The sequence below is a fragment of the Cellulosimicrobium funkei genome (genome assembly GCF_001019615.1).
In the GTDB taxonomy this organism is placed as follows: domain Bacteria; phylum Actinomycetota; class Actinomycetes; order Actinomycetales; family Cellulomonadaceae; genus Cellulosimicrobium; species Cellulosimicrobium cellulans_E.
Map to the genome: position 1 here is coordinate 13,761 of NZ_JNBQ01000020.1, position 18,929 is coordinate 32,689.

General features: G+C 74.6%; 18 protein-coding genes. 8 read left to right on the forward strand and 10 right to left on the reverse strand.

Annotation, left to right across the window (positions count from 1 at the left end):
* The first annotated feature begins 141 nt into the window (after positions 1-141).
* From FB00_RS13735 to FB00_RS13745, 3 genes are read left to right on the forward strand one after another with little or no spacing between them, the layout of a single operon-like run.
* Positions 142-2,265 (forward strand): endonuclease/exonuclease/phosphatase family protein, encoded by a 2,124-nt coding sequence (locus FB00_RS13735; RefSeq protein ID WP_052877678.1) that lies wholly within the window; start codon positions 142-144, stop codon positions 2,263-2,265.
* Between the two features lie 29 nt (positions 2,266-2,294).
* Positions 2,295-2,768 carry a hypothetical protein gene (locus tag FB00_RS13740; protein WP_047233494.1) on the forward strand — a complete coding sequence of 158 codons (474 nt, stop codon included), beginning with the start codon at positions 2,295-2,297 and terminating at the stop codon, positions 2,766-2,768.
* Between the two features lies 1 nt (position 2,769).
* Complete coding sequence (locus tag FB00_RS13745; RefSeq protein ID WP_052877679.1) at positions 2,770-3,363, forward strand: shikimate kinase; 594 nt, start codon at positions 2,770-2,772, stop codon at positions 3,361-3,363.
* Positions 3,364-3,387: 24 nt separating this feature from the next.
* Here FB00_RS13745 and FB00_RS13750 read toward each other — a convergent pair whose 3' ends face one another.
* A complete protein-coding gene (locus FB00_RS13750) occupies positions 3,388-4,839 on the reverse strand; it encodes an NAD(P)H-quinone dehydrogenase (RefSeq protein WP_047233495.1) in 1,452 nt (483 codons plus the stop codon).
* 119 nt (positions 4,840-4,958) lie between these two features.
* On the opposite strand from FB00_RS13750, the gene FB00_RS13755 reads away from it, so the two are divergent.
* Genes FB00_RS13755 through FB00_RS13775 form a run of 5 tightly spaced genes read left to right on the forward strand, consistent with a single transcriptional unit; the run spans position 4,959 to position 11,200 of the window.
* A complete protein-coding gene (locus tag FB00_RS13755; protein ID WP_047233496.1) occupies positions 4,959-5,810 on the forward strand; it encodes a purine-nucleoside phosphorylase in 852 nt (283 codons plus the stop codon).
* A 1-nt stretch (position 5,811) separates the two neighbouring features.
* Positions 5,812-7,656 (forward strand): phospho-sugar mutase, encoded by a 1,845-nt coding sequence (locus FB00_RS13760; protein WP_047233497.1) that lies wholly within the window; start codon positions 5,812-5,814, stop codon positions 7,654-7,656.
* A gap of 59 nt (positions 7,657-7,715) precedes the next feature.
* Positions 7,716-8,777, forward strand: a complete 1,062-nt coding sequence (gene deoC / locus FB00_RS13765) for a deoxyribose-phosphate aldolase (protein WP_082141311.1) — start codon at positions 7,716-7,718, stop codon at positions 8,775-8,777.
* Positions 8,778-8,795: 18 nt separating this feature from the next.
* Positions 8,796-10,268, forward strand: coding sequence for an aldehyde dehydrogenase family protein (locus FB00_RS13770; RefSeq protein ID WP_047233498.1), 1,473 nt, complete (start codon positions 8,796-8,798; stop codon positions 10,266-10,268).
* On the forward strand, positions 10,268-11,200 hold the full coding sequence (locus FB00_RS13775) for an aldehyde dehydrogenase family protein (protein ID WP_047233499.1): 933 nt from the start codon (positions 10,268-10,270) through the stop codon (positions 11,198-11,200). The genes FB00_RS13770 and FB00_RS13775 overlap by 1 nt, the downstream gene beginning before the upstream one ends.
* 91 nt (positions 11,201-11,291) lie before the next feature.
* Here FB00_RS13775 and FB00_RS13780 read toward each other — a convergent pair whose 3' ends face one another.
* The 9 genes from FB00_RS13780 to FB00_RS13820 form a co-directional block, all read right to left on the reverse strand.
* Complete coding sequence (locus tag FB00_RS13780; protein ID WP_047233500.1) at positions 11,292-12,422, reverse strand: adenosine deaminase; 1,131 nt, start codon at positions 12,420-12,422, stop codon at positions 11,292-11,294.
* A gap of 62 nt (positions 12,423-12,484) precedes the next feature.
* Positions 12,485-12,724, reverse strand: coding sequence for a hypothetical protein (locus FB00_RS13785; RefSeq protein ID WP_047233501.1), 240 nt, complete (start codon positions 12,722-12,724; stop codon positions 12,485-12,487).
* The gene (locus tag FB00_RS13790; RefSeq protein ID WP_047233502.1) at positions 12,721-13,719 is read right to left on the reverse strand and encodes a hypothetical protein; all 999 of its coding nucleotides are present in this window, start codon (positions 13,717-13,719) and stop codon (positions 12,721-12,723) included. Before FB00_RS13790 ends, FB00_RS13785 begins: the two co-directional genes overlap by 4 nt.
* Positions 13,716-14,060 (reverse strand): DUF202 domain-containing protein, encoded by a 345-nt coding sequence (locus tag FB00_RS13795; RefSeq protein WP_052877680.1) that lies wholly within the window; start codon positions 14,058-14,060, stop codon positions 13,716-13,718. Before FB00_RS13795 ends, FB00_RS13790 begins: the two co-directional genes overlap by 4 nt.
* Positions 14,057-14,464, reverse strand: coding sequence for a YidH family protein (locus tag FB00_RS13800; RefSeq protein WP_047233503.1), 408 nt, complete (start codon positions 14,462-14,464; stop codon positions 14,057-14,059). Before FB00_RS13800 ends, FB00_RS13795 begins: the two co-directional genes overlap by 4 nt.
* Positions 14,465-14,466: 2 nt before the next feature.
* A complete protein-coding gene (locus FB00_RS13805; RefSeq protein WP_047233532.1) occupies positions 14,467-15,732 on the reverse strand; it encodes a thymidine phosphorylase in 1,266 nt (421 codons plus the stop codon).
* A gap of 116 nt (positions 15,733-15,848) precedes the next feature.
* Positions 15,849-16,322 (reverse strand): cytidine deaminase, encoded by a 474-nt coding sequence (locus FB00_RS13810; RefSeq protein WP_082141312.1) that lies wholly within the window; start codon positions 16,320-16,322, stop codon positions 15,849-15,851.
* Between the two features lie 13 nt (positions 16,323-16,335).
* Complete coding sequence (locus tag FB00_RS13815; protein WP_052877681.1) at positions 16,336-17,631, reverse strand: ABC transporter permease; 1,296 nt, start codon at positions 17,629-17,631, stop codon at positions 16,336-16,338.
* A complete protein-coding gene (locus FB00_RS13820; protein WP_047233535.1) occupies positions 17,628-18,929 on the reverse strand; it encodes an ABC transporter permease in 1,302 nt (433 codons plus the stop codon). Before FB00_RS13820 ends, FB00_RS13815 begins: the two co-directional genes overlap by 4 nt.

An 18,929-nucleotide genomic window follows, 5' to 3' on the forward strand; every position in this document is an offset into this window, starting at 1 on the left:
GATCCCAGCGGTCGTCTCCACGTCCTCGCCTCCTCGCGCGCCGAGGTGGTGGCGCGCCGTCGCAGCCGATCCCTCAGTCTGGCACGGAAGACCCGATCGTGTGGTGCGGATCACAGCGCCCGCCCGGTAGCGTCGTGCCTCGTGAGCGCAGCGCAGCCCCCGCCCGTCCGGCCCGTTCCCCGGCCCGCCACCCGGTTCGACCGCGCGGCCCTCCTCCCGCTCCTGCTCGTCGTGACGGTCACCGCGATCGTCGTCGAGCTCGTCCGGTCGAGCGGCCCCCTGCTCGACCACGCGTTCTCCGCCGGCGTCGTCACCGTGGCCCTCACGGCGCTCGCGACGTACGCCGCCCCCGGCGTCCTCGTCGTGATGATCGCGGCACGCCTCGAGCTCACGGGGAGGGTCGTGCTGCTCGCCGTGGCCGCGCTCGTCGTGGCCCGCCTCGCGCTCCAGGGGCTCGGCGCGGCGATCACCGCGGGCGTCGACCTCGGGCTCGTGCGGTACGGCGTCGGGCTCGCGACCGTCGCGCTCGGGATCGGCGTGCTCGTGCTCGTGGCCGCGTTCGCGAGCGGGACGCCGGCCCGCGACGGCACGGACCTCGACGCCGCGCGCGCTCCCGAGGGCGTGCCGGAACCTGTGCCGGCCCGGCCGGACGGGCGCCTCGCGCGCGGGTCCCTCGTCGCCCTCGGCGTCGTGCTCGGCGCCCTGCTCGCCGGGGCGGTGAGCGCCGCCCTCGGCACGTGGGACGCCTACTGGCGGTCCGACGTCGCGGCGTGGGTCGTGACGGTCGCCGTCGCCGCCGCCGCGGTCGCGTGCGCGTGGGTTCTGCGGGGCCGCGCCGCGTGGCCGGGCGCGCGCGGGCTGTGGGTGCTCGGCCCGTTCGTCGCGCTCGCGGTGCAGGTGCTCGCCAACCCGGCGTTCGCCGCGTCCCAGGCGGGCGTCGCGCTGCCGTTCGCCGTCGCCGCCCTGGCCGTCGCGGCCGTGCTCGCCGCGTGGTTCGTCCCATGGGCGGGCCGGTCGACCCGGCCCGGGTCGCCATGGCTGTCCCCCGCCGTGCTCGTCGCCGGCGTCGCGGTGGTGTTCCTCGCCGTGCCGCGCCTCGACGGTCCCGGAACCGTGGGCGGCTGGGCGCTGCTCGCGCTGCTCGTGCTCCTGGTCCCCGCGGCCGCGCGGACGCTCGCCCTCGCCCTGACGAAGACAGCGCGCCCGCTCACATGGCTGCGGCTCGCGGGCGCGGCGAGCGTCGCCGGGCTCACGACCGCCGTGCCCCTGCTCGGGTACCAGCTGGAGTACGACGTCCCGCTCCCCGTCCCCCACACGCTCGTCCCCGTCGCGGCCGCGCTCGCGCTCGCCGTGCCGGCGGTCGCCGCCGGGCTCCGCGCCCGCGGTGCGTCGACGGCCCCGGCCGACCCCGCGGGGTCGGGGACGACGACCGCCGCCGAGGGCACCGGCGTCCCGGCGCTCGCCGTCGGCGGGGCGGTCGCGGTGCTCGCGCTCGTCGGGGTCACCCAGGTCCACGTGCCGACGACGACGTCGGCCGTCGCCGACTACCCGGTCGGTGAGCTGCGCGTGCTCGACTGGAACCTGCACTACGGCGTGAGCGCCGACCCGTCGGTCCGGCTCGACGAGATGGTCGCGACCATCGAGGACTCCGGCGCCGACGTCGTCACCCTTCAGGAGGTCTCCCGCGGCTGGGTGCTCGGCGGGGGCGCCGACATGGCGACCTACCTCGCGCGCGAGACCGGGATGCGCGTCGCCTTCGTCCCCGCGGCCGACCGGCAGTTCGGCAACGCGCTCCTGTGGGACCCGCTGCGCGGCGACCTCGCCGACGTCGTCCGCCACGCCCTGCCGTACGGCGCCGGGCCGCAGGAGCGCTCGGCGATCTCGGCCACGCTCGACGCCGGGGGCGTCCCCGTGCGCGTCACGTCGGTGCACCTCCAGCACCGCCAGGAGAACACGCCGACCCGCCTCGACCAGCTCGAGACCCTCCTCGCCGACGAGCCGGTGGAGGGCGCGTCCGTCCTCGCGGGAGACCTCAACGCCGAGCCCGGCTGGGACGAGATCACCTTCCTCGAGGAGCAGGGCCTCGAGAGCGGTCAGGACGCCGCCGGCGACCCGGACGCGCTCACGTCGCCCTCCATTGCGCCAGCCCATCGCATCGACTGGGTCTTCGGCTCCGACGACGTGACCTTCCGCTCCTTCGAGGTCCTCGACGACACCGCCTCCGACCACCGCCCACTGCTCGCCGAGCTCCGCGCCCGCGACTGACTCGCGGGACCGGCCGCTAGGGTCGAGGGATGCGCATCGAGCTGACCGTGACCGAGGCCGTGGAGATCGCGCGCGCGACGGGCGGGCTGCCGCCGTACGTGCGCTCGGTGACGAGCGAGGGCGACGACGTGCGGGTCGTCGTCGACCTGCGCGAGGTGCCCGACCCGCCGTCGGCGCTCAAGCTCGCCGCCCGGCTGGTCCCCGTGGTGCGGGCGACGCTGCACGTCGAGTCGGTCGTGGCAGGCACCGCCGTGCTCGCGGTCGAGGCCAACGCCGCCGGACTGCCCGCGCACAAGCTGCTCGGGTTCGTCGAGGCGCCGCTCCAGGGCGCGCTCCGCTCGCACGGGCTGCCGCCCCAGGCGGTGCGCGTGCTGCCCGACGCGCGGGTCGCGGTCGACGTGCAGGCGCTGCTCGGCGGCGTGCTCGAGCACACCTTCCCGGGGTTCCAGCTCACCGAGCTCGCCTTCGCGGACGGGACGCTGCGCCTGGACGGCCGGCTCTGAGGTGTCGCGCCAGCAGGCGGACGGCCGGGCCGTCGCGCCGCTCCTCGTCCTGCTCGGCCCCGCGGCCACCGGCAAGTCCACGATCGGCGAGCTCGTGGCCGGGCTGCTCGGGGTCCCGTTCGTCGACCTCGACGCCGTCGCGGACGACTACTACCCGGAGGTCGGGTGGAGCGTCGACCGGCTCGTCGAGCGCATCGCGGTCATCGGCCGGGTCGCGGCGGAGCGGGAGTGGGAACCGGCGCGGGCGCACGCCGTCCAGCGTGCGGTCGCCGAGCACCCCGGCGCGGTGCTCGCGCTCGGTGCGGGGCACGCGTCGTACACGGACCCGGCGTGCGTGGAGCGCGTCCGCACGGCGCTCGCGCCCGTGCCGCACGTCGTCCTCGTCCTGCCCGGCACCGACCGCGAGCACGCCCTGACGGTGCTGCGGGCCCGGTCGGTCGCGTCAAAGGGCACGGACTGGGTCCGCGACGGCCACGACTTCCTCGCCGAGTGGTTCGACGACGTCGGCACGCGCGACCTGGCGCACCGCACGTTCGTCACCGGGGCGGAGGAGCCGGGCGCGAGCGCGCGGAGGCTCGTCGCCCTGCTCGGCTGAGGAGCTCGCTTGAGGCGGGCGCTGTCAGTCCTCGCGGTGGTGCAGCATGCGCGCCACCTCGGCGATGGACCCCGAGAGCGACGGGTAGACGGTGAAGGCCGACGCGACGTCGTCGACCGTCAGCCGGTGGGACACGGCGAGCGTGATGGGGAAGACGAGCTCGCTCGCGCGCGGCGCGACGACGACCCCGCCGAGGACGACCCCCGCCTCGGGGTGCGCGAAGAGCTTGACGAAGCCGTCGCGCATGCCGAGCATCTTGGCGCGCGGGTTGCGCGCGAGCGGCAGCACGGTCGTGACGTACTTGCTGCTCTGCGCCTTGAGCTGCTCCTCGCTGTACCCGACGGTCGCGATCTCGGGCGCGGTGAAGATGTTCGCCGCGACGGTGCGCAGCTTGATCGGCACGACCGCGTCGCCGAGCGCGTGCGACATGGCGACCCGGCCCTGCATCGCGGCGACCGACGCGAGCGGCAGCACGCCGGTGCAGTCGCCGGCCGCGTAGACGCCGCGCACGGACGTGCGCGACACCTTGTCCACCTCCACGTGGCCGCTCGGCGTGAGCCGGACCCCGGCCTCCTCGAGGCCGATGCCGCTCGTCGACGGGATGGCGCCGACGGCGATGAGGACGTGCGAGCCCTCGACGACGCGGCCGTCGGAGAGCGTGACGCGCACGCCGTCCTCGGTGCGCTCGGCGGACTCGGCACGGGACCGCGACATGACGGTCATGCCGCGGGAGCGGAACACACCCTCGAGCAGCTCCGCGGCGTCGGCGTCCTCCCCCGGGAGCACGCGGTCGCGGCTCGACACGAGCACGACGTCGGACCCCAGCGCGTTGTACGCGCCCGCGAACTCGGCGCCCGTGACGCCCGACCCGACGACGATCAGCCGCTCCGGCAGCTCGGACAGGTTGTAGAGCTGCGTCCACGTGAGGATGCGCTCGCCGTCGGGCTGCGCCGTCGGCAGGACGCGCGGCGTCGCACCGACCGCGAGGAGGATCACGTCGGCGTCGAGCACGACGGGCCCGTCCGCGCCGTCGGGCGAGTCGACGACGACGCGCTCGGGGCCGTCGAGGCGACCCGCGCCGATGACGACGCGCACGCCCTCGCGCTCGAGGCGCGCGTGGATGTCCGCCGACTGCGCGGCCGCGAGCGCCATGACGCGCGTGTTCACGGCCTCGAGGTCGACGATGTGGCGGCGCATCGCGGGGTGCTGCGCCTTGGCGGTGTCGACGGGCAGGCGGATCCCGAGCTCGGCGGCGCGCTCGGCGATGGTCATCCAGTCGGCGGTCGCGATGAGGGTCTTGGAGGGGACGACGTCGGTCAGCACGGCCGCGCCGCCGAGGCCGTGGCGCTCGACGACGGTCACGTCGGCGCCGAGCCGGCGGGCGACGAGAGCGGCCTCGTACCCTCCGGGCCCGCCTCCGAGGACGACGATGCGGGTGGCCTGGTGGTCGATGCTCGCGTGCGTCACGCCGGACATTCTGTCAGGCCGTCGCGTCCCGCGGTGTCAGCATGCGAGACGCCGACGCCGGTGAGGGGCGCGCGGTGGCGCCGACCCTCGTCGGGTCGCGTGCCCGGGGACGGACTAGCCTTGCGACCATGACGACGACGCCTGCGAGCACACCCCCGCTCGACGACCCCGCGACCGACCCGTTCCTCGTGGCACGGGCCGCCGCCGACCACATCGCGCAGGCCACGGGGGTCGACGGCCACGACATGGCCCTCGTGCTCGGCTCGGGCTGGGGCGGGGCCGCGGAGCTCCTGGGCGAGGTCGTCGCGGAGGTCCCGACGCACGAGATCCCCGGCTTCTCCGCCCCTGCGGTCGCGGGCCACCTCTCGGTGACCCGGTCGATCCGGGTCGAGCGCGCGGACGGCTCGGTGCGCCACGCGCTCGTGCTCGGCTCGCGCACGCACCTGTACGAGGGCAAGGGCGTGCGCGCCGTCGTGCACGGAGTGCGCACGGCCGCGGCGACGGGCGCGGAGACGCTCATCCTCACGAACGGGTGCGGCGGGCTCAACCAGGAGTGGGGCGCGGGCACGCCCGTGCTGCTCTCGGACCACATCAACCTCACGGCCCGCAGCCCGCTCGAGGGACCGACTTTCGTCGACCTCACCGACGTCTACTCGCCGCGCCTGCGCGAGCTCGCGCACCGCGTCGACCCGACCCTCCCGGAGGGCGTGTACGCGCAGTTCCCCGGGCCGCACTACGAGACCCCGGCCGAGGTGCGCATGGCCGGGATCCTCGGCGCCGACCTGGTGGGCATGTCCACGACGCTCGAGGCCATCGCGGCCCGCCACTGCGGACTCGAGGTGCTCGGCGTCTCGCTCGTGACGAACCTCGCCGCCGGGATCAGCCCGACGCCGCTCTCCCACGCCGAGGTCATCGAGGCCGGCCAGGCCGCGGGACCCCGGATCAGCGCCCTCCTGGCCGACATCGCGAAGCTGGTGTGACATGACGGACCGCACCGCGGGATACCGGACCGACCCTGCCGACGACCCGACGTTCGACCCGGGGACCGACCGCGGCGCCTTCCTCGAGCGCGTCGCCGCGTGGGTCGACGACGACGTCGACGCGGGCGACCAGGACGAGCTGCGGCACCTGCTCGACCTCGCGGACTCACCCGACCCGCGCAAGCACGACGTGCGCGTCGCCGCTCTCGCCGAGCTCCAGGACCGGTTCTCGGGACCGCTCGAGTTCGGCACCGCCGGCCTCCGTGGCCGCATGGCCGCCGGGCCGCACCGCATGAACCGCGCCGTCGTGATCCGCGCGGCGGCGGGCCTCGGGGCCTTCCTCCTCGACACGCTCGGCCCCGCGGGCGCCGGCGGCGGGGCCCGCCCGCGCGTCGTCGTCGGGTTCGACGCGCGGCACCGCTCGCGCGCGTTCGCCGTCGACAGCGCGGCCGTGCTCACGGCGGCCGGTCTCGACGTGCTCGTGCTGCCGTCCGCCCTGCCGACGCCGGTGCTCGCGTTCGCGGTGCGCCACCTCGGCGCGGACGCGGGCGTCATGGTGACCGCGAGCCACAACCCGCCCGCCGACAACGGCTACAAGGTCTACCTCGGCGGGCGCGTCGTCGCGGACTCCGGGCAGGGTGCCCAGATCGTCCCGCCCTACGACGCGCGCATCGCCGCCGCGATCGCGGCCGTCGGCCCGGCGCGGTCCGTCCCGCGCGCAGGCTCGGGGTGGACCGTCCTGGGCCGCGACGTCGTCGACGCGTACGTCCGCTCTGTCCTCGCGCTGTCCGACGGCGCACCCCGCCGGCTCAAGGTCGTCACCACCGCGCTGCACGGCGTGGGCGGCGAGACGGTCGCGCACGTGCTGCGCGACGCGGGCTTCACGACCGTCGTCCCGGTCGAGGAGCAGCTCGACCCGAACCCCGACTTCCCGTCCGTCGCGTTCCCCAACCCGGAGGAGCCGGGCGCGATGGACCTCGCGCTCGCCGTCGCGCAAGACTCCGCGGCCGACGTCGTGCTGGCCAACGACCCCGACGCCGACCGCTGCGCGGTCGCGGTGTTCGACCCGCGCGTCGGCACCTACCAGGGTGCGGAGACCGCGCGCTCCAACGGCTGGCGCATGCTGCACGGCGACGAGGTGGGCGCGCTGCTCGGCGACGACGTCGCACGGCGCGTCGCGGCGTCCGGCGCCGCAGGCGGGGTGCTCGCGTGCTCGGTCGTGTCCTCGCGGCTGCTCGGGAAGATCGCGGCCGCGCACGGCCTCGGCTTCGCGACGACGCTCACGGGCTTCAAGTGGATCTCGCGGGTCGACGGGCTCGTCTTCGGCTACGAGGAGGCGCTCGGGTACTGCGTCGACCCCGCGCACGTGCGCGACAAGGACGGGATCAGCGCCGCGCTGCTCGTCGCGCAGCTCGCGAACCGGCTCAAGGCCGAGGGCCGCTCGCTCGTCGACGCGCTCGACGACCTGGCACGCCAGCACGGCCTCCACGTGAGCGACCAGCTCTCCGCGCGGTTCACCGACCTCGACCGCATCGGCGAGACGATGACGCACCTGCGGGCCGCTCCCCCGCGCACGCTCGCGGGCGCCGGCGTCTCGGACGTCGCCGACCTCTCGGCCGGTCTCGACGGCCTGCCGCCCACCGACGGCGTGCGCATCCTCACGGCCGACGGGACACGCGTCATCGTGCGCCCGAGCGGGACCGAGCCGAAGGTGAAGTGCTACCTCGAGGTCGTGCTGCCCGTCGCCCCCGACGCGTCGCACGACGACCTCACGGCGGCCCGCGCCGCCGCACGCGACCGCCTCGACCGCGTGAAGGCGGACATGCAGCGGGCTCTGGGTCTGTGACGGTCGGTACGACTGGCGGCACGCCCGCCGCGAGGCGTACCGGCGGGTAACCTGGGGCGATGAGCACAACGACACCGACGTCGGTCGCCGAGACCGGCCGGGCGAGCACCGGAACGGCCCCGGCGACCCCGGGTTCCGCCGACCGGTCCGCTGCCGAGATCGCCGATCTCGCGCGCTCCGTGACGGGTTCCGCCCTCCTCGACGACACCGCGTGGCGCCGCTACCTGCACGGGCTGCCGGGGGTGGACAAGGTGGGCGCCGACGGCCGCGCGGCAGCCCTGGGCACCCGCTCGATCAAGACGACGTCCAAGGCCTGGGCGCTCGACACGATCATCCGCATGGTCGACCTCACGACGCTCGAGGGCGCGGACACGCCCGGCAAGGTGCGCGCGCTCGCCGCGAAGGCCGTGCGCCCCGAGCCCGCCGACCCGTCGTGCCCGTCGGCCGCCGCCGTGTGCGTGTACAACGACCTCGTCCCGGTCGCCGTCGAGGCGCTCGCCGGGACGGGCGTCAAGGTCGCCGCCGTCTCGACCGCGTTCCCGTCGGGCCGCGCGAGCCGCGCGGTGCGCCTCGCGGACACGCGCGACGCGGTCGAGGCCGGCGCGGACGAGATCGACATGGTCATCGACCGCGGCGCGTTCCTGTCCGGCCGGTACTCCCAGGTCTACGAGGACATCGTCGCCGTGCGCGAGGAGTGCCGCGCGAACGGGCACCACGCGCACCTCAAGGTCATCCTCGAGACGGGCGAGCTCGCCACGTACGACAACGTGCGCCGCGCGTCGTGGCTCGCGATGCTCGCGGGAGCCGACTTCATCAAGACGAGCACCGGCAAGGTCTCCCCCGCCGCGACGCTCCCGGTGACGATCGTCATGCTCGAGGCCGTGCGCGACTTCCGCGCCCTCACGGGCGTGCCGATCGGGGTCAAGCCCGCCGGGGGCATCCGCACGTCGAAGGACGCGATCAAGTACCTCGTCGCGGTCAACGAGACCGCGGGCGGCGACTGGCTCGACCCGGACTGGTTCCGGTTCGGTGCGTCGTCGCTGCTCAACGACGTGCTCATGCAGCGCAACAAGCTCGCCACGGGTGCCTACTGGGGCCCCGACTACGTGACCGTCGACTGAGCGGGACTGAAGGACACCATGACCACCACAGCCAGCACGGCCGGCTCGCCGTTCGAGTACGCGCCGGCCCCCGAGTCGCGCGCCGTCGTCGACATCGCGTCGTCGTACGGCCTGTTCATCGACGGCGAGTTCACGCCGGCGTCGGACTCCGGCTCGTTCAAGACCGTCAACCCCGCCACGGAGGAGGTCCTCGCCGAGGTCGCGGAGGCGACCGAGGAGGACGTCGACCGCGCCGTCCGCGCGGCGCGCCGCGCGCAGGAGAAGGTGTGGGGCCCGATGCCGGGTCGCGAGCGCGCCAAGTACCTGTTCCGCATCGCGCGCCTGCTCGCCGAGCGCTCGCGCGAGTTCGCGGTGCTCGAGACGCTCGACAACGGCAAGCCCATCCGCGAGTCGCGCGACGTCGACGTCCCGACGGCGGCTGCGCACTTCTTCTACTACGCGGGCTGGGCGGACAAGCTCGAGCACGCGGGCTACGGCCCCGACCCGCGCCCGCACGGCGTCGCCGCGCAGGTCATCCCGTGGAACTTCCCGCTGCTCATGCTCGCGTGGAAGATCGCGCCCGCGCTCGCGACGGGCAACACGGTCGTGCTCAAGCCCGCCGAGACCACGCCGCTCACCGCGCTCCTCTTCGCGGACCTGCTCCGCCAGGCCGAGCTGCCGCCCGGCGTGGTCAACATCGTCACCGGCGCGCGCGCCACCGGCTCGGCGCTGGTCAACCACCCGGACGTCGACAAGATCGCGTTCACGGGCTCGACCCCGGTCGGCAAGCGCATCGCGCAGGAGATCGCGGGCACGCGCAAGCACGCGACGCTCGAGCTCGGCGGCAAGGCCGCGAACATCGTGTTCGACGACGCGCCGATCGACCAGGCGATCGAGGGCATCGTCAACGGCATCTTCTTCAACCAGGGCCAGGTGTGCTGCGCCGGGTCGCGACTGCTCGTGCAGGAGTCGATCGCCGAGGAGCTCGTGGACCGGCTCAAGTCCCGCCTCGGTACGCTGCGCGTCGGCGACCCGATGGACAAGAACACCGACGTGGGAGCGATCAACTCGCCCCAGCAGCTCGCGCGCATCACCGAGCTCACCGACGCGGGCACCGCTGAGGGCGCCACGCGCTGGAGCCCGGACTGCGAGCTGCCGTCGTCGGGCTACTGGTTCGCGCCGACGCTCTTCACGGGCGTCTCGGCCGCGCACCGCATCGCGCGCGAGGAGATCTTCGGCCCGGTGCTGAGCGTCCTGACGTTCCGCACCCCTGCCGAGGCCGTCGCCAAGGCGAACAACACCCCGTACGGGCTCTCCGCGGGGATCTGGACCGAGAAGGGGTCGCGGATCCTCTGGATGGCCGACCAGCTCCGCGCGGGCGTCGTGTGGTCCAACACCTTCAACCGGTTCGACCCGGCCAGCCCGTTCGGCGGCTACAAGGAGTCGGGCTACGGACGCGAGGGCGGCCGGCACGGCCTGGCGCCCTACCTGATCGAGGGGAGCACCTACTGATGGCCCGCACGACGAAGGCGCCCACCGCGACCCGCACGGCGCCCGAGCGCCTCGGGGTGCGCAAGACGTACAAGCTCTACGTCGGCGGGAAGTTCCCCCGCAGCGAGTCGGGCCGCACGTACGAGGTGACGGACACCAAGGGCCGGTTCCTCGCGAACGTCGCCCAGGGCTCGCGCAAGGACGCGCGCGAGGCCGTCGTGGCCGCTCGCGCGGCGCAGGCGAAGTGGGCCGGGGCGACGGCCTACAACCGCGGCCAGGTGCTCTACCGCGTCGCGGAGATGATGGAGGGGCGCCGCGAGCAGTTCGTCGCCGAGGTCGTCGCGGGCGAGGGGCTCACGGCGCGCCAGGCCGAGCTCGCGGTCTCCGAGGCGATCGACCGCTGGGTCTGGTACGCGGGCTGGACGGACAAGGTCGCGCAGGTCGCCGGCTCCGCCAACCCGGTCGCCGGACCGTACTTCAACCTGTCCTCGCCCGAGCCGACGGGCGTCGTCGTCGTCCTCGCCCCGCAGCGCTCGTCGCTGCTCGGCCTCGTCTCGACGATCGTCCCGCCGCTCGTCACGGGCAACGCCGTGATCGTCGTCGCGAGCGAGCAGCGCCCGATCCCGGCCGTCACGCTGTCCGAGGTGCTCGCGACGTCGGACGTCCCGGGCGGCGTCGTGAACGTCCTCACGGGCTTCACCCGGGAGCTCGCTCCCCCGCTCGCGTCGCACCTCGACGTCAACGCGATCGACCTCGCGGGCGCCGTCGGCGCCGAGGGCGTCGCGTGGGGCGAGCTCGAGGCCGCCGCGGCCGACTCGGTCAAGCGCGTCCTGCGCCCCGCTGTCGGCCGCCGCGGCGACGACGCCGAGCCCGACTGGACCGAGGCCCCGCGCCCCCAGCGCATCCTCGCGTTCACCGAGACCAAGACGGTCTGGCACCCCAAGGGCGTCTGACCCCCGGCCGAGCACGACTGTGGTGCCGTGATCGCGTCGATCACGGCACCACAGTCATCGTGCGGCGAGCCGGGTGGGTCGGCAGGTGTGCTCAGAGCTGCGCGCCCTGGACCTCCTGGTAGCCCGGCAGGATCACGTCGTCGACGAGCGCGCGACGCTCGTCGTGGTGGACGAACGCGCTCCACGCGGCGGTCATCGTCACGTCGGCGAGGTCGTCGATCGTCCACCCGGCGTGCTCGACGAGCAGCGCCATCTCCTGCGTCATGGTCGTGCGCGACATGAGGCGGTTGTCGGTGTTGAGCGTGACCGCGAAGTCGAGCTCCTTGAGCCGCGTGATCGGGTGGTCGGCGACCGACGTCGCCGCCCCGGTCTGCACGTTGGACGACGGGCACAGCTCGAGCGGGACCTGGTGGTCGCGCACCCAGTGCGCGAGGAGGCCGAGCGCGGCCGTCCCGGACTCGCCCTCGGCGCTGTGCGGGAACTCGGGATCGAACGTGATGTCCTCGACGATGCGCACGCCGTGGCCGATGCGGCTCGCTTGCCCGAGGTGCACGGCCTCGGCGATCGACTCCGGGCCGGCGGCCTCGCCCGCGTGGATGGTGACGGGGAAGTTCTGGTCGGCGAGGTAGCGCCAGATCTCCGCGTGGCGCGAGGGCGGGAACCCGTCCTCGGCACCGGCGATGTCGAACCCGACGACGCCGTTCGCGCGGTTCGCGACGGCGAGCTCGGCGATCTCCTGCCACCGGTCCGCGTGGCGCATGGCGGTGACGAGCTGCCCGACGCGGATGGTCCGGCCCTCGGCGGCGGCCTCGGCGACGCCCTGCTCGATGCCGGACTGGACGGCGTCGACGGTCTCCTGGAGCGTCAGCCCGCGCTGGAGGTGCTGCTCGGGCGCCCAGCGTTGCTCGGCGTACACGACGCCGTCGCGCGCGAGGTCAAGCACCGCCTCGCGCGCCACGCGGGCCAGCGCCGCGGGGGTCTGCATGACCGCGATGGTGTGGTCGAACGTCTCGAGGTAGCGCACGAGCGAGCCGGAGTCGGCCGACTCGGCGAACCAGGCTCCGAGGGCCTCGGCGTCGCCCGCGGGGAGCTGGTGCCCGACGTCGGCGGCGAGCTCGAGGATCGTGGCGGGGCGGAGCCCACCGTCGAGGTGGTCGTGCAGCACGACCTTGGGCAGCGAGCGGATGACGTCGACCGTCAGGGGGGCGTTCTCGGTGGTCATGCGCTCACGGTACCGGCCGGTACGCCTGCGCTCGCGCCGAGCGGTCGGACGGGCCCGGCCGGTCAGGCGTAGTCGTCCTCCTCGCCCGGCACGGCGGACGCCTGCTCGACGACGTCGGCCTCGTTCGCCTCGCCCTCGAGGTCCGGTCGCGCGGTGCGCGGACGGTACTCGTCGCCCTCGTGCTCGGCGTCGTCGACGCCCGGGCTGTCGTCCTCCGACTCCTCGACCAGGCTCACGACCTCGTCGTCCTGCTCGACGAGGCCGGCGTCCCGCCACGCGTCGTTCCCGGGCACGGTGCTCATCGCGTCTCCTCACCTGACGACTCGGCGCGTTCCACGGACGTGGCGGCCGCTTCCATCCTCGCGCCGCGCGTGGGGGCTCGCCAGCCCTGCCGTCCAGCCGGGAGGAGTGCCCAGCAGACGTGCGGCCAGCCCCCGAGCGCGTGCCGCACCGCGGGCGACCGGGCGCCGTCGAGCAGGTGCACCGCGTCCAGGTCGTGCACGGTGCCCGACGACGGCTCGTAGACCCGGCACCGACGCGCCCGCGCGTCGGCGTCCGTGAGGAGCACGACGTGACGCGGCACCGCCGTCGCGATCCCGAGCGCGAGGTTACCGCCCGTGAAGAGGGGCACCGGCACACCGCACGCGGCCGCGGCGAGGGCGGCCCGGACCACCTGCTCGTCCCGGGCCCCGACGACGACGCGCTCGACGTACCGCACGTCCGCGTGGCGCGCGGCCCGCGCGGCACCCCACGGGGGTGTCCCGAGGGAGGCGGGCCATGGCAGCGGGCCGAGGGCGGCATGGTTGGTGCGCCGCTTCACCGCCTGCTGCAGCTCCCCGAACCGTGCCGCGCCGCCCGACCAGGACCGGCCCCTGGGCCCCGGGTCGTCCTCGGGGTGCAGGCCCGTGGCGAGCCACAGGGCGAGCACCGGGTCGCCTGCCGCGGCGAGCAGGCCGAGCACGGCCGAGCCGCACGTCGTCGCGTCGGTCTGGCGCGCGCGATCCCCGCCGAGCTCGAGCGGACGGACCCGGCCGTCGCGTGACGCCTCGGGGGCGGCACGGCCCAGCGGGTCGACGACGGCGCGCCGGGTCCTCGGGTCGAGCGCACCGAGGGTCGTGGCGAGGGCTCGCACCCTCGAGACGGGGTGGCCCGCGCGCCGGGCGAGGTCGAGCGCGTGCTCCGTGCCGCCGTCGGGCCGGTAGAGGGCAGCGGGTGGTGGTCCCGGCACGGCCCGGGCGGACACGAGCCGCGCGAGGTCGGTGACCCGGAGCGCGCCGAGCGGGCCGGGGACCTTCATGCCGCTCCCAGCGCCCGGCCGAGCGCCCAGACGGCACCCACGACGGCCAGCACGACGACGAGGCTCGCCACACGCACCAGGAAGGACCACGAGTACAGCCGGCCGCTCCCGGGCAGCCCGCCGGTCGGGGGACGCAGGACGGCGGGGACCAGCGCCAGCACGCCGACGGCGACCGCCGCGCACACGGTCACCGTGGACCCGGAGCGGAGACCGGCGGCGGCGAGGACGAGCGACCCGACGACCACGCCGAGCACCGTCCGCTGCCACGCGAGCGCCGTGCGCTCCGGCTGCATGCCCTCGTCCCGGACCGGCGTGGGCCCCTCCCCGGTCGGCAGGCTCACGGACCGGTCGCCGATCCCACGGCGTAGCCCGCGAGCAGCAGCGCAAGGACCACGACCCCCACCACGAGCACGGGCAGCCCGCTCGGGGCGGGCAGCCGCCGGCGCAGGCGGAGCGCGCGCTCGTTGCGGCGCCAGGAGACCAGCGCGTACCCCGCGAACCCGGCGCCCACGAGGCAGGCGACGCCGGCGACGACGTCGAGCACGCCCGGCATGTCGGCGAACGTGGCGAAGGACGTCAGCGCGACGCCCCCCGCGACGAGGCCGAGGCCGGTGCGCACCCACGCGAGCGCGGTGCGCTCGTTGGCGAGGCTGAACCGCGCGTCGGGCTCGGTGCCGACCCCGTACACGGAGCGCGGCCGACGCGTGTCCGCCGGCTCGCCGGCGCCCGGCTCGTCGGGTGCCACGCTCAGTCGACGCGGTCCAGGACGACGGGCCGGCGCTCGACGACGGTCCCCGGGTCCGCGATCGACCACGCCCCCTCGAGCGCCTGCACGGCCCGCTCGAAGCGCTCGGGCGTGTCGGTGTGCAGCGTCATGAGGTGCTGCCCCTTGCGCACGGTGTCCCCCGGCTTGGCGAACAGCTCGACGCCCGCTCCCGCCTGCACGGGGTCCTCCTTGCGCGCGCGCCCCGCGCCCAGGCGCCACGCGGCGACCCCGACGGCGTACGCGTCGAGCCGCTCGAGCACGCCGTCCCGGTCGGCGACGACGTGCTCCCGTTCGCGTGCGACCGGCAGCGGGGCCCGCGAGTCGCCGCCCTGCTCGGCGATCATCTCGCGCCACTTGTCGAGCGCGCGCCCGCCGACGAGCGCGTGCCGCACGTCGTCCTCGTCCTGCGGGCGACCCGCACCGGCGAGCATCTCGAGCGCGAGCGCGACCGTGAGGTCGACGACGTCCTGCGGCCCCGCGCCCTTCATCACCTCGACCGACTCGCGCACCTCGAGCGCGTTGCCCGCGGTGAGGCCGAGCGGCGTCGACATGTCGGTGAGCAGGGCGACCGTGCGCACGCCGGCGTCGGTCCCGAGGTCGACCATGGTCCGCGCGAGCTCGCGCGCCGAGCCCAGCTCCTTCATGAACGCGCCGGACCCGACCTTGACGTCGAGCACCAGGGCCCCGGTGCCCTCCGCGATCTTCTTGCTCATGATCGAGCTCGCGATGAGCGGGATGGACTCGACCGTGCCCGTGACGTCGCGGAGCGCGTACAGGAGGCGGTCCGCGGGCGCGAGGCCGGAGCCCGCCTGGCAGATCACCGCACCGACGTGCTCGAGCGCGTTCATCATCTGCTCGTTCGAGAGCGCCGCGCGCCACCCCGGGATGGCCTCGAGCTTGTCGAGCGTGCCGCCGGTGTGGCCGAGGCCGCGCCCCGAGAGCTGCGGCACCGCGACGCCGTACACCGCGACGAGCGGCGCGAGCGGCAGCGTGATCTTGTCCCCCACACCTCCGGTCGAGTGCTTGTCCGCGGTCGGCCGCGAGAGCCCCGAGAAGTCCATCCGCTCGCCCGAGGCGATCATCGCCTGCGTCCAGCGGCCGATCTCGGTCCGGTCCATGCCGTTGAGGTAGATCGCCATCGCGAGCGCGGCCATCTGCTCCTCGGCGACGACGCCGCGCGTGTAGGCGTCGATCACCCAGTCGATCTGGGCCGGGTCGAGCCGCGCGCCGTCACGCTTCGTCCGGATGACGTCGACGGCGTCGAACGGCTCGGGCGCGGGGCCGTCGCCCTCTGCGGCAGGAGCCTCCGTCGTCGTGTCCTGGTCCTCGGTCCCGCCACCCTGCGGGGTCACGTCGTCGCTGGTCACGACCGCTCCTCCAGATCCTCGGGCCCGAAGGCGTCGGGCAGCACGTCCCTCATCGTCTTGATACCACGCACGGTGTCGACCAGCAGGTCGGGGCCGCCGTGCTCCCACAGGAGCTGTCGGCACCGCCCGCACGGCATGAGCGTCGCCCCGTGCCCGTCCACGCACGCGAACGCCACGAGGCGGCCTCCGCCCGTCCCGACGAGCGAGCTCACGAGCGAGCACTCCGCGCACAGCGTCACGCCGTACGCGGCGTTCTCGACGTTGCACCCGACGACGACGCGCCCGTCGTCCACGAGCGCGGCGGCGCCTACCGGGAATCCCGAGTAGGGGGCGTACGCGCGGGTCATGATCTCGCGCGCGGCGTCGCGCAGCGCGTCCCAGTCGACCGACGGCCCGACGGCGGTCCCGCCCTGGTCCGTCCCCTCGCCCGGCCGGGGCTCGGCGTCGTGCACGTGCGGCAGGTCTGTCATCGGCACCGTGACCTCACTTCACGTAGGGGATGCCCTCGGCGGCCGGCGGGCGCACGCGCCCGACGAGACCGGCGACGGCGAAGATCGTCACGACGTACGGCGTCATGAGCATGATCTGGCTCGGGATCGGCGTGCCGACGATGCCGAGCACCGTCTGGAGGTTGTCCGAGAACCCGAACAGGAGAGCCGCGACGAGCGCGCCGACCGGGTTCCACCGCCCGAGGATCATGGCCGCGAGGGCGATGAAGCCCTTGCCGCCCGTCATCTCCTTGCCGAACGCGAGGCCCGCCGCGACCGTGAAGAACGCGCCGCCGAGGCCGGCGACCGCACCGCCGAGGATCGTGTTGCGCACGCGGGTCGCGTTGACCTTGATGCCCACGGTGTCGGCGGCCTTGGGGTGCTCGCCGACCGCACGCAGGCGCAGGCCCCACCGGCTCCGGAAGAGGAAGACCTGGAGCAGGATCACGACGACGTACATGATGTAGACGAGCAGCGTCTGGCGGAAGAGCACCGGACCCACGACGGGGATCTGCGACAGCACCGGGATCTCGATCACGGGGAGCGGGGTCCGCGTGTTCCACGTGCCCGGGTCCTCGGTGAGCACCGTGGAGTACAGGTAGCTCGTCACGCCCACGACGAGCACGTTGAGCACGACGCCGACGATGATCTGGTTCACCCAGTACTTCACCGAGAAGATCACGAGCAGCACGCCCACGAGGGCACCCGCGATCGGGGCCGCGATGAGGCCGGCGTACGCGGACGACGTCAGCGACGCGACGACCGCGGCGAGGAACGCCCCGGCGAGGAGCTGACCCTCGATGGCGATGTTGATGATGCCGACGCGCTCGCACAGCACGCCCGAGAGCGCGCCGAACACGAGCGGGACCGCCAGGAAGAGCGAGCCCTGCAGCAGCCCCGTGAGCGGGATCGCGGCCTTGCCCGCCCCCGCCCAGCTCAGGAAGGCGAAGACCACGGCGACGCCGAACACGATGGGGAGCCAGACGCCCACCTTGCGCCGGTCGCGCGCCGCCCAGAAGGACAGCCCCGCGAGCAGGAGCGCGAGGATCGACAGGAACAGCGCTGCTCCCGTCGAGCTGACCGTGATCGGCTCGATCTGGAAGAAGTCGTTCGCCGTCGAGAGGCGGAACGTCGTCTGCTGCCCCCCGGCGGGGAGCAGGGCGAAGAAGACCAGCGACAGCAGCCCGATGACCGCGTACGCGACGGGGGCCTTCCAGCTGATGGGCGGGAGCGGCTTGGCCGCGCGCTGGGGCGCGGAGGCCGGCGCCGGGGTGGTGGTCGCGGTGCTCATGCTCCGGCCTCCTGCGTCGTCGTGGTGGTCGTGGCCGCCTCGGCCCGCCGTCTCGCGGCGTGACGCTCGGCGCGCGTCGGGCCACCCGGGGTCGGGAGCCGGAAGATCGCCCGCACGAGCGGCGGGGCGGCGATGAAGAGCACGATGAGGGACTGCACGACGAGCACGATGTCGATCGGCGTCCCGGTACGCGCCTGCATCGCGAAGCCGCCCGCGCGGAGCGCGCCGAAGAGCAGACCGGCGAGGACGGTGCCGAGCGGCCGGGAGCGGCCGAGGAGCGCCACGGTGATCGCGTCGAACCCGAAGCTCGCGGCGATGCCCGCCGTGAGGACCTTCTCGGTGCCGAGCACCTGCGCGGCGCCGCCGAGGCCGGCGAGCGCACCGGCGATGGCCATGACCCAGACGGTCACCCACGCCACGGAGATACCCGCGGTACGCGCCGCGTGCGGGTTCTCGCCGACCGCGCGGAAGCGGAAGCCGAGCGTCGAGCGCTCCATGAGCCACCACACGCCCACGGCCGCGAGCAGGGCGAGCAGGAAGCCGAGGTGCAGGCGGAAGCCCTCGCCGAGCAGCAGAGGGAACGTGGCCGAGCTCGGGATGGGCGGGCTGATCGGGTTGCTGCTGCCCGGGCGCTGGAACGCGGGCGTCGTGAGCAGGTACGCCACGAGGTAGACCGCGATGTTGTTGAGCATGATCGTGACGATCACCTCGTGCGCGCCCGTCCGGGCCTTGAGCACACCCGCGATGCTCGCCCAGATCGCCCCGCCGAGCGCGGCGCCGAGGACCGCGAGCAGCAGGTGCAGGCCGGGAGGCAGGGAGAACGTGAAACCGATGAACCCGGCGAAGATGCCGCCCAGGATGATCTGGCCCTGCGCACCGATGTTGAACAGGCCCGCGCGGAACCCGATGCCGAGGCCGAGGCCCGCGAGGATGAGCGGTGTCGAGACCGTCATGGTCTCGGTCAGCGGGCGGAGGGCCCGCTGGAGGTCGGGTGCCTGGAAGTTGATGACGGCGCCCTGGAAGAGCGCGCTGTAGGCGCCGAACACGGCGTTCCAGACGGCCTCGAAGAAGTCCGCGGGCCGCGCGAAGAAGTAGGTCGCGGCCTCCTGGACCTCCGGGTCGGCCGCCGCGATGAGCACGCCGCCGAGGACGAGGGCCGCGACGATCGCGAGCAGCGAGACGAGCCAGCTGCTCTCGAGCATCTCGCGCAGGATGCTCGCTCCGGCCGGCGGCCGGGGCTTCGTGGTGTCGCTCGGCGGCGCGGGCGTCGGCGGGACGGCCGCCGCGTCGTCGGGCAT

Bases quoted from the DNA above. Each gene is read 5' to 3' on its own strand.
- FB00_RS13740 (WP_047233494.1), top strand. From the start codon at position 2,295: ATGCGCATCGAGCTGACCGTGACCGAGGCCGTGGAGATCGCGCGCGCG.
- FB00_RS13750 (WP_047233495.1), bottom strand. From the start codon at position 4,839: ATGTCCGGCGTGACGCACGCGAGCATCGACCACCAGGCCACCCGCATC.
- FB00_RS13755 (WP_047233496.1), top strand. From the start codon at position 4,959: ATGACGACGACGCCTGCGAGCACACCCCCGCTCGACGACCCCGCGACC.
- FB00_RS13760 (WP_047233497.1), top strand. From the start codon at position 5,812: ATGACGGACCGCACCGCGGGATACCGGACCGACCCTGCCGACGACCCG.
- deoC (WP_082141311.1), top strand. From the start codon at position 7,716: ATGAGCACAACGACACCGACGTCGGTCGCCGAGACCGGCCGGGCGAGC.
- FB00_RS13770 (WP_047233498.1), top strand. From the start codon at position 8,796: ATGACCACCACAGCCAGCACGGCCGGCTCGCCGTTCGAGTACGCGCCG.
- FB00_RS13775 (WP_047233499.1), top strand. From the start codon at position 10,268: ATGGCCCGCACGACGAAGGCGCCCACCGCGACCCGCACGGCGCCCGAG.
- FB00_RS13780 (WP_047233500.1), bottom strand. From the start codon at position 12,422: ATGACCACCGAGAACGCCCCCCTGACGGTCGACGTCATCCGCTCGCTG.
- FB00_RS13785 (WP_047233501.1), bottom strand. From the start codon at position 12,724: ATGAGCACCGTGCCCGGGAACGACGCGTGGCGGGACGCCGGCCTCGTC.
- FB00_RS13790 (WP_047233502.1), bottom strand. From the start codon at position 13,719: ATGAAGGTCCCCGGCCCGCTCGGCGCGCTCCGGGTCACCGACCTCGCG.
- FB00_RS13810 (WP_082141312.1), bottom strand. From the start codon at position 16,322: ATGACAGACCTGCCGCACGTGCACGACGCCGAGCCCCGGCCGGGCGAG.
- FB00_RS13815 (WP_052877681.1), bottom strand. From the start codon at position 17,631: ATGAGCACCGCGACCACCACCCCGGCGCCGGCCTCCGCGCCCCAGCGC.
- FB00_RS13820 (WP_047233535.1), bottom strand. From the start codon at position 18,929: ATGCCCGACGACGCGGCGGCCGTCCCGCCGACGCCCGCGCCGCCGAGC.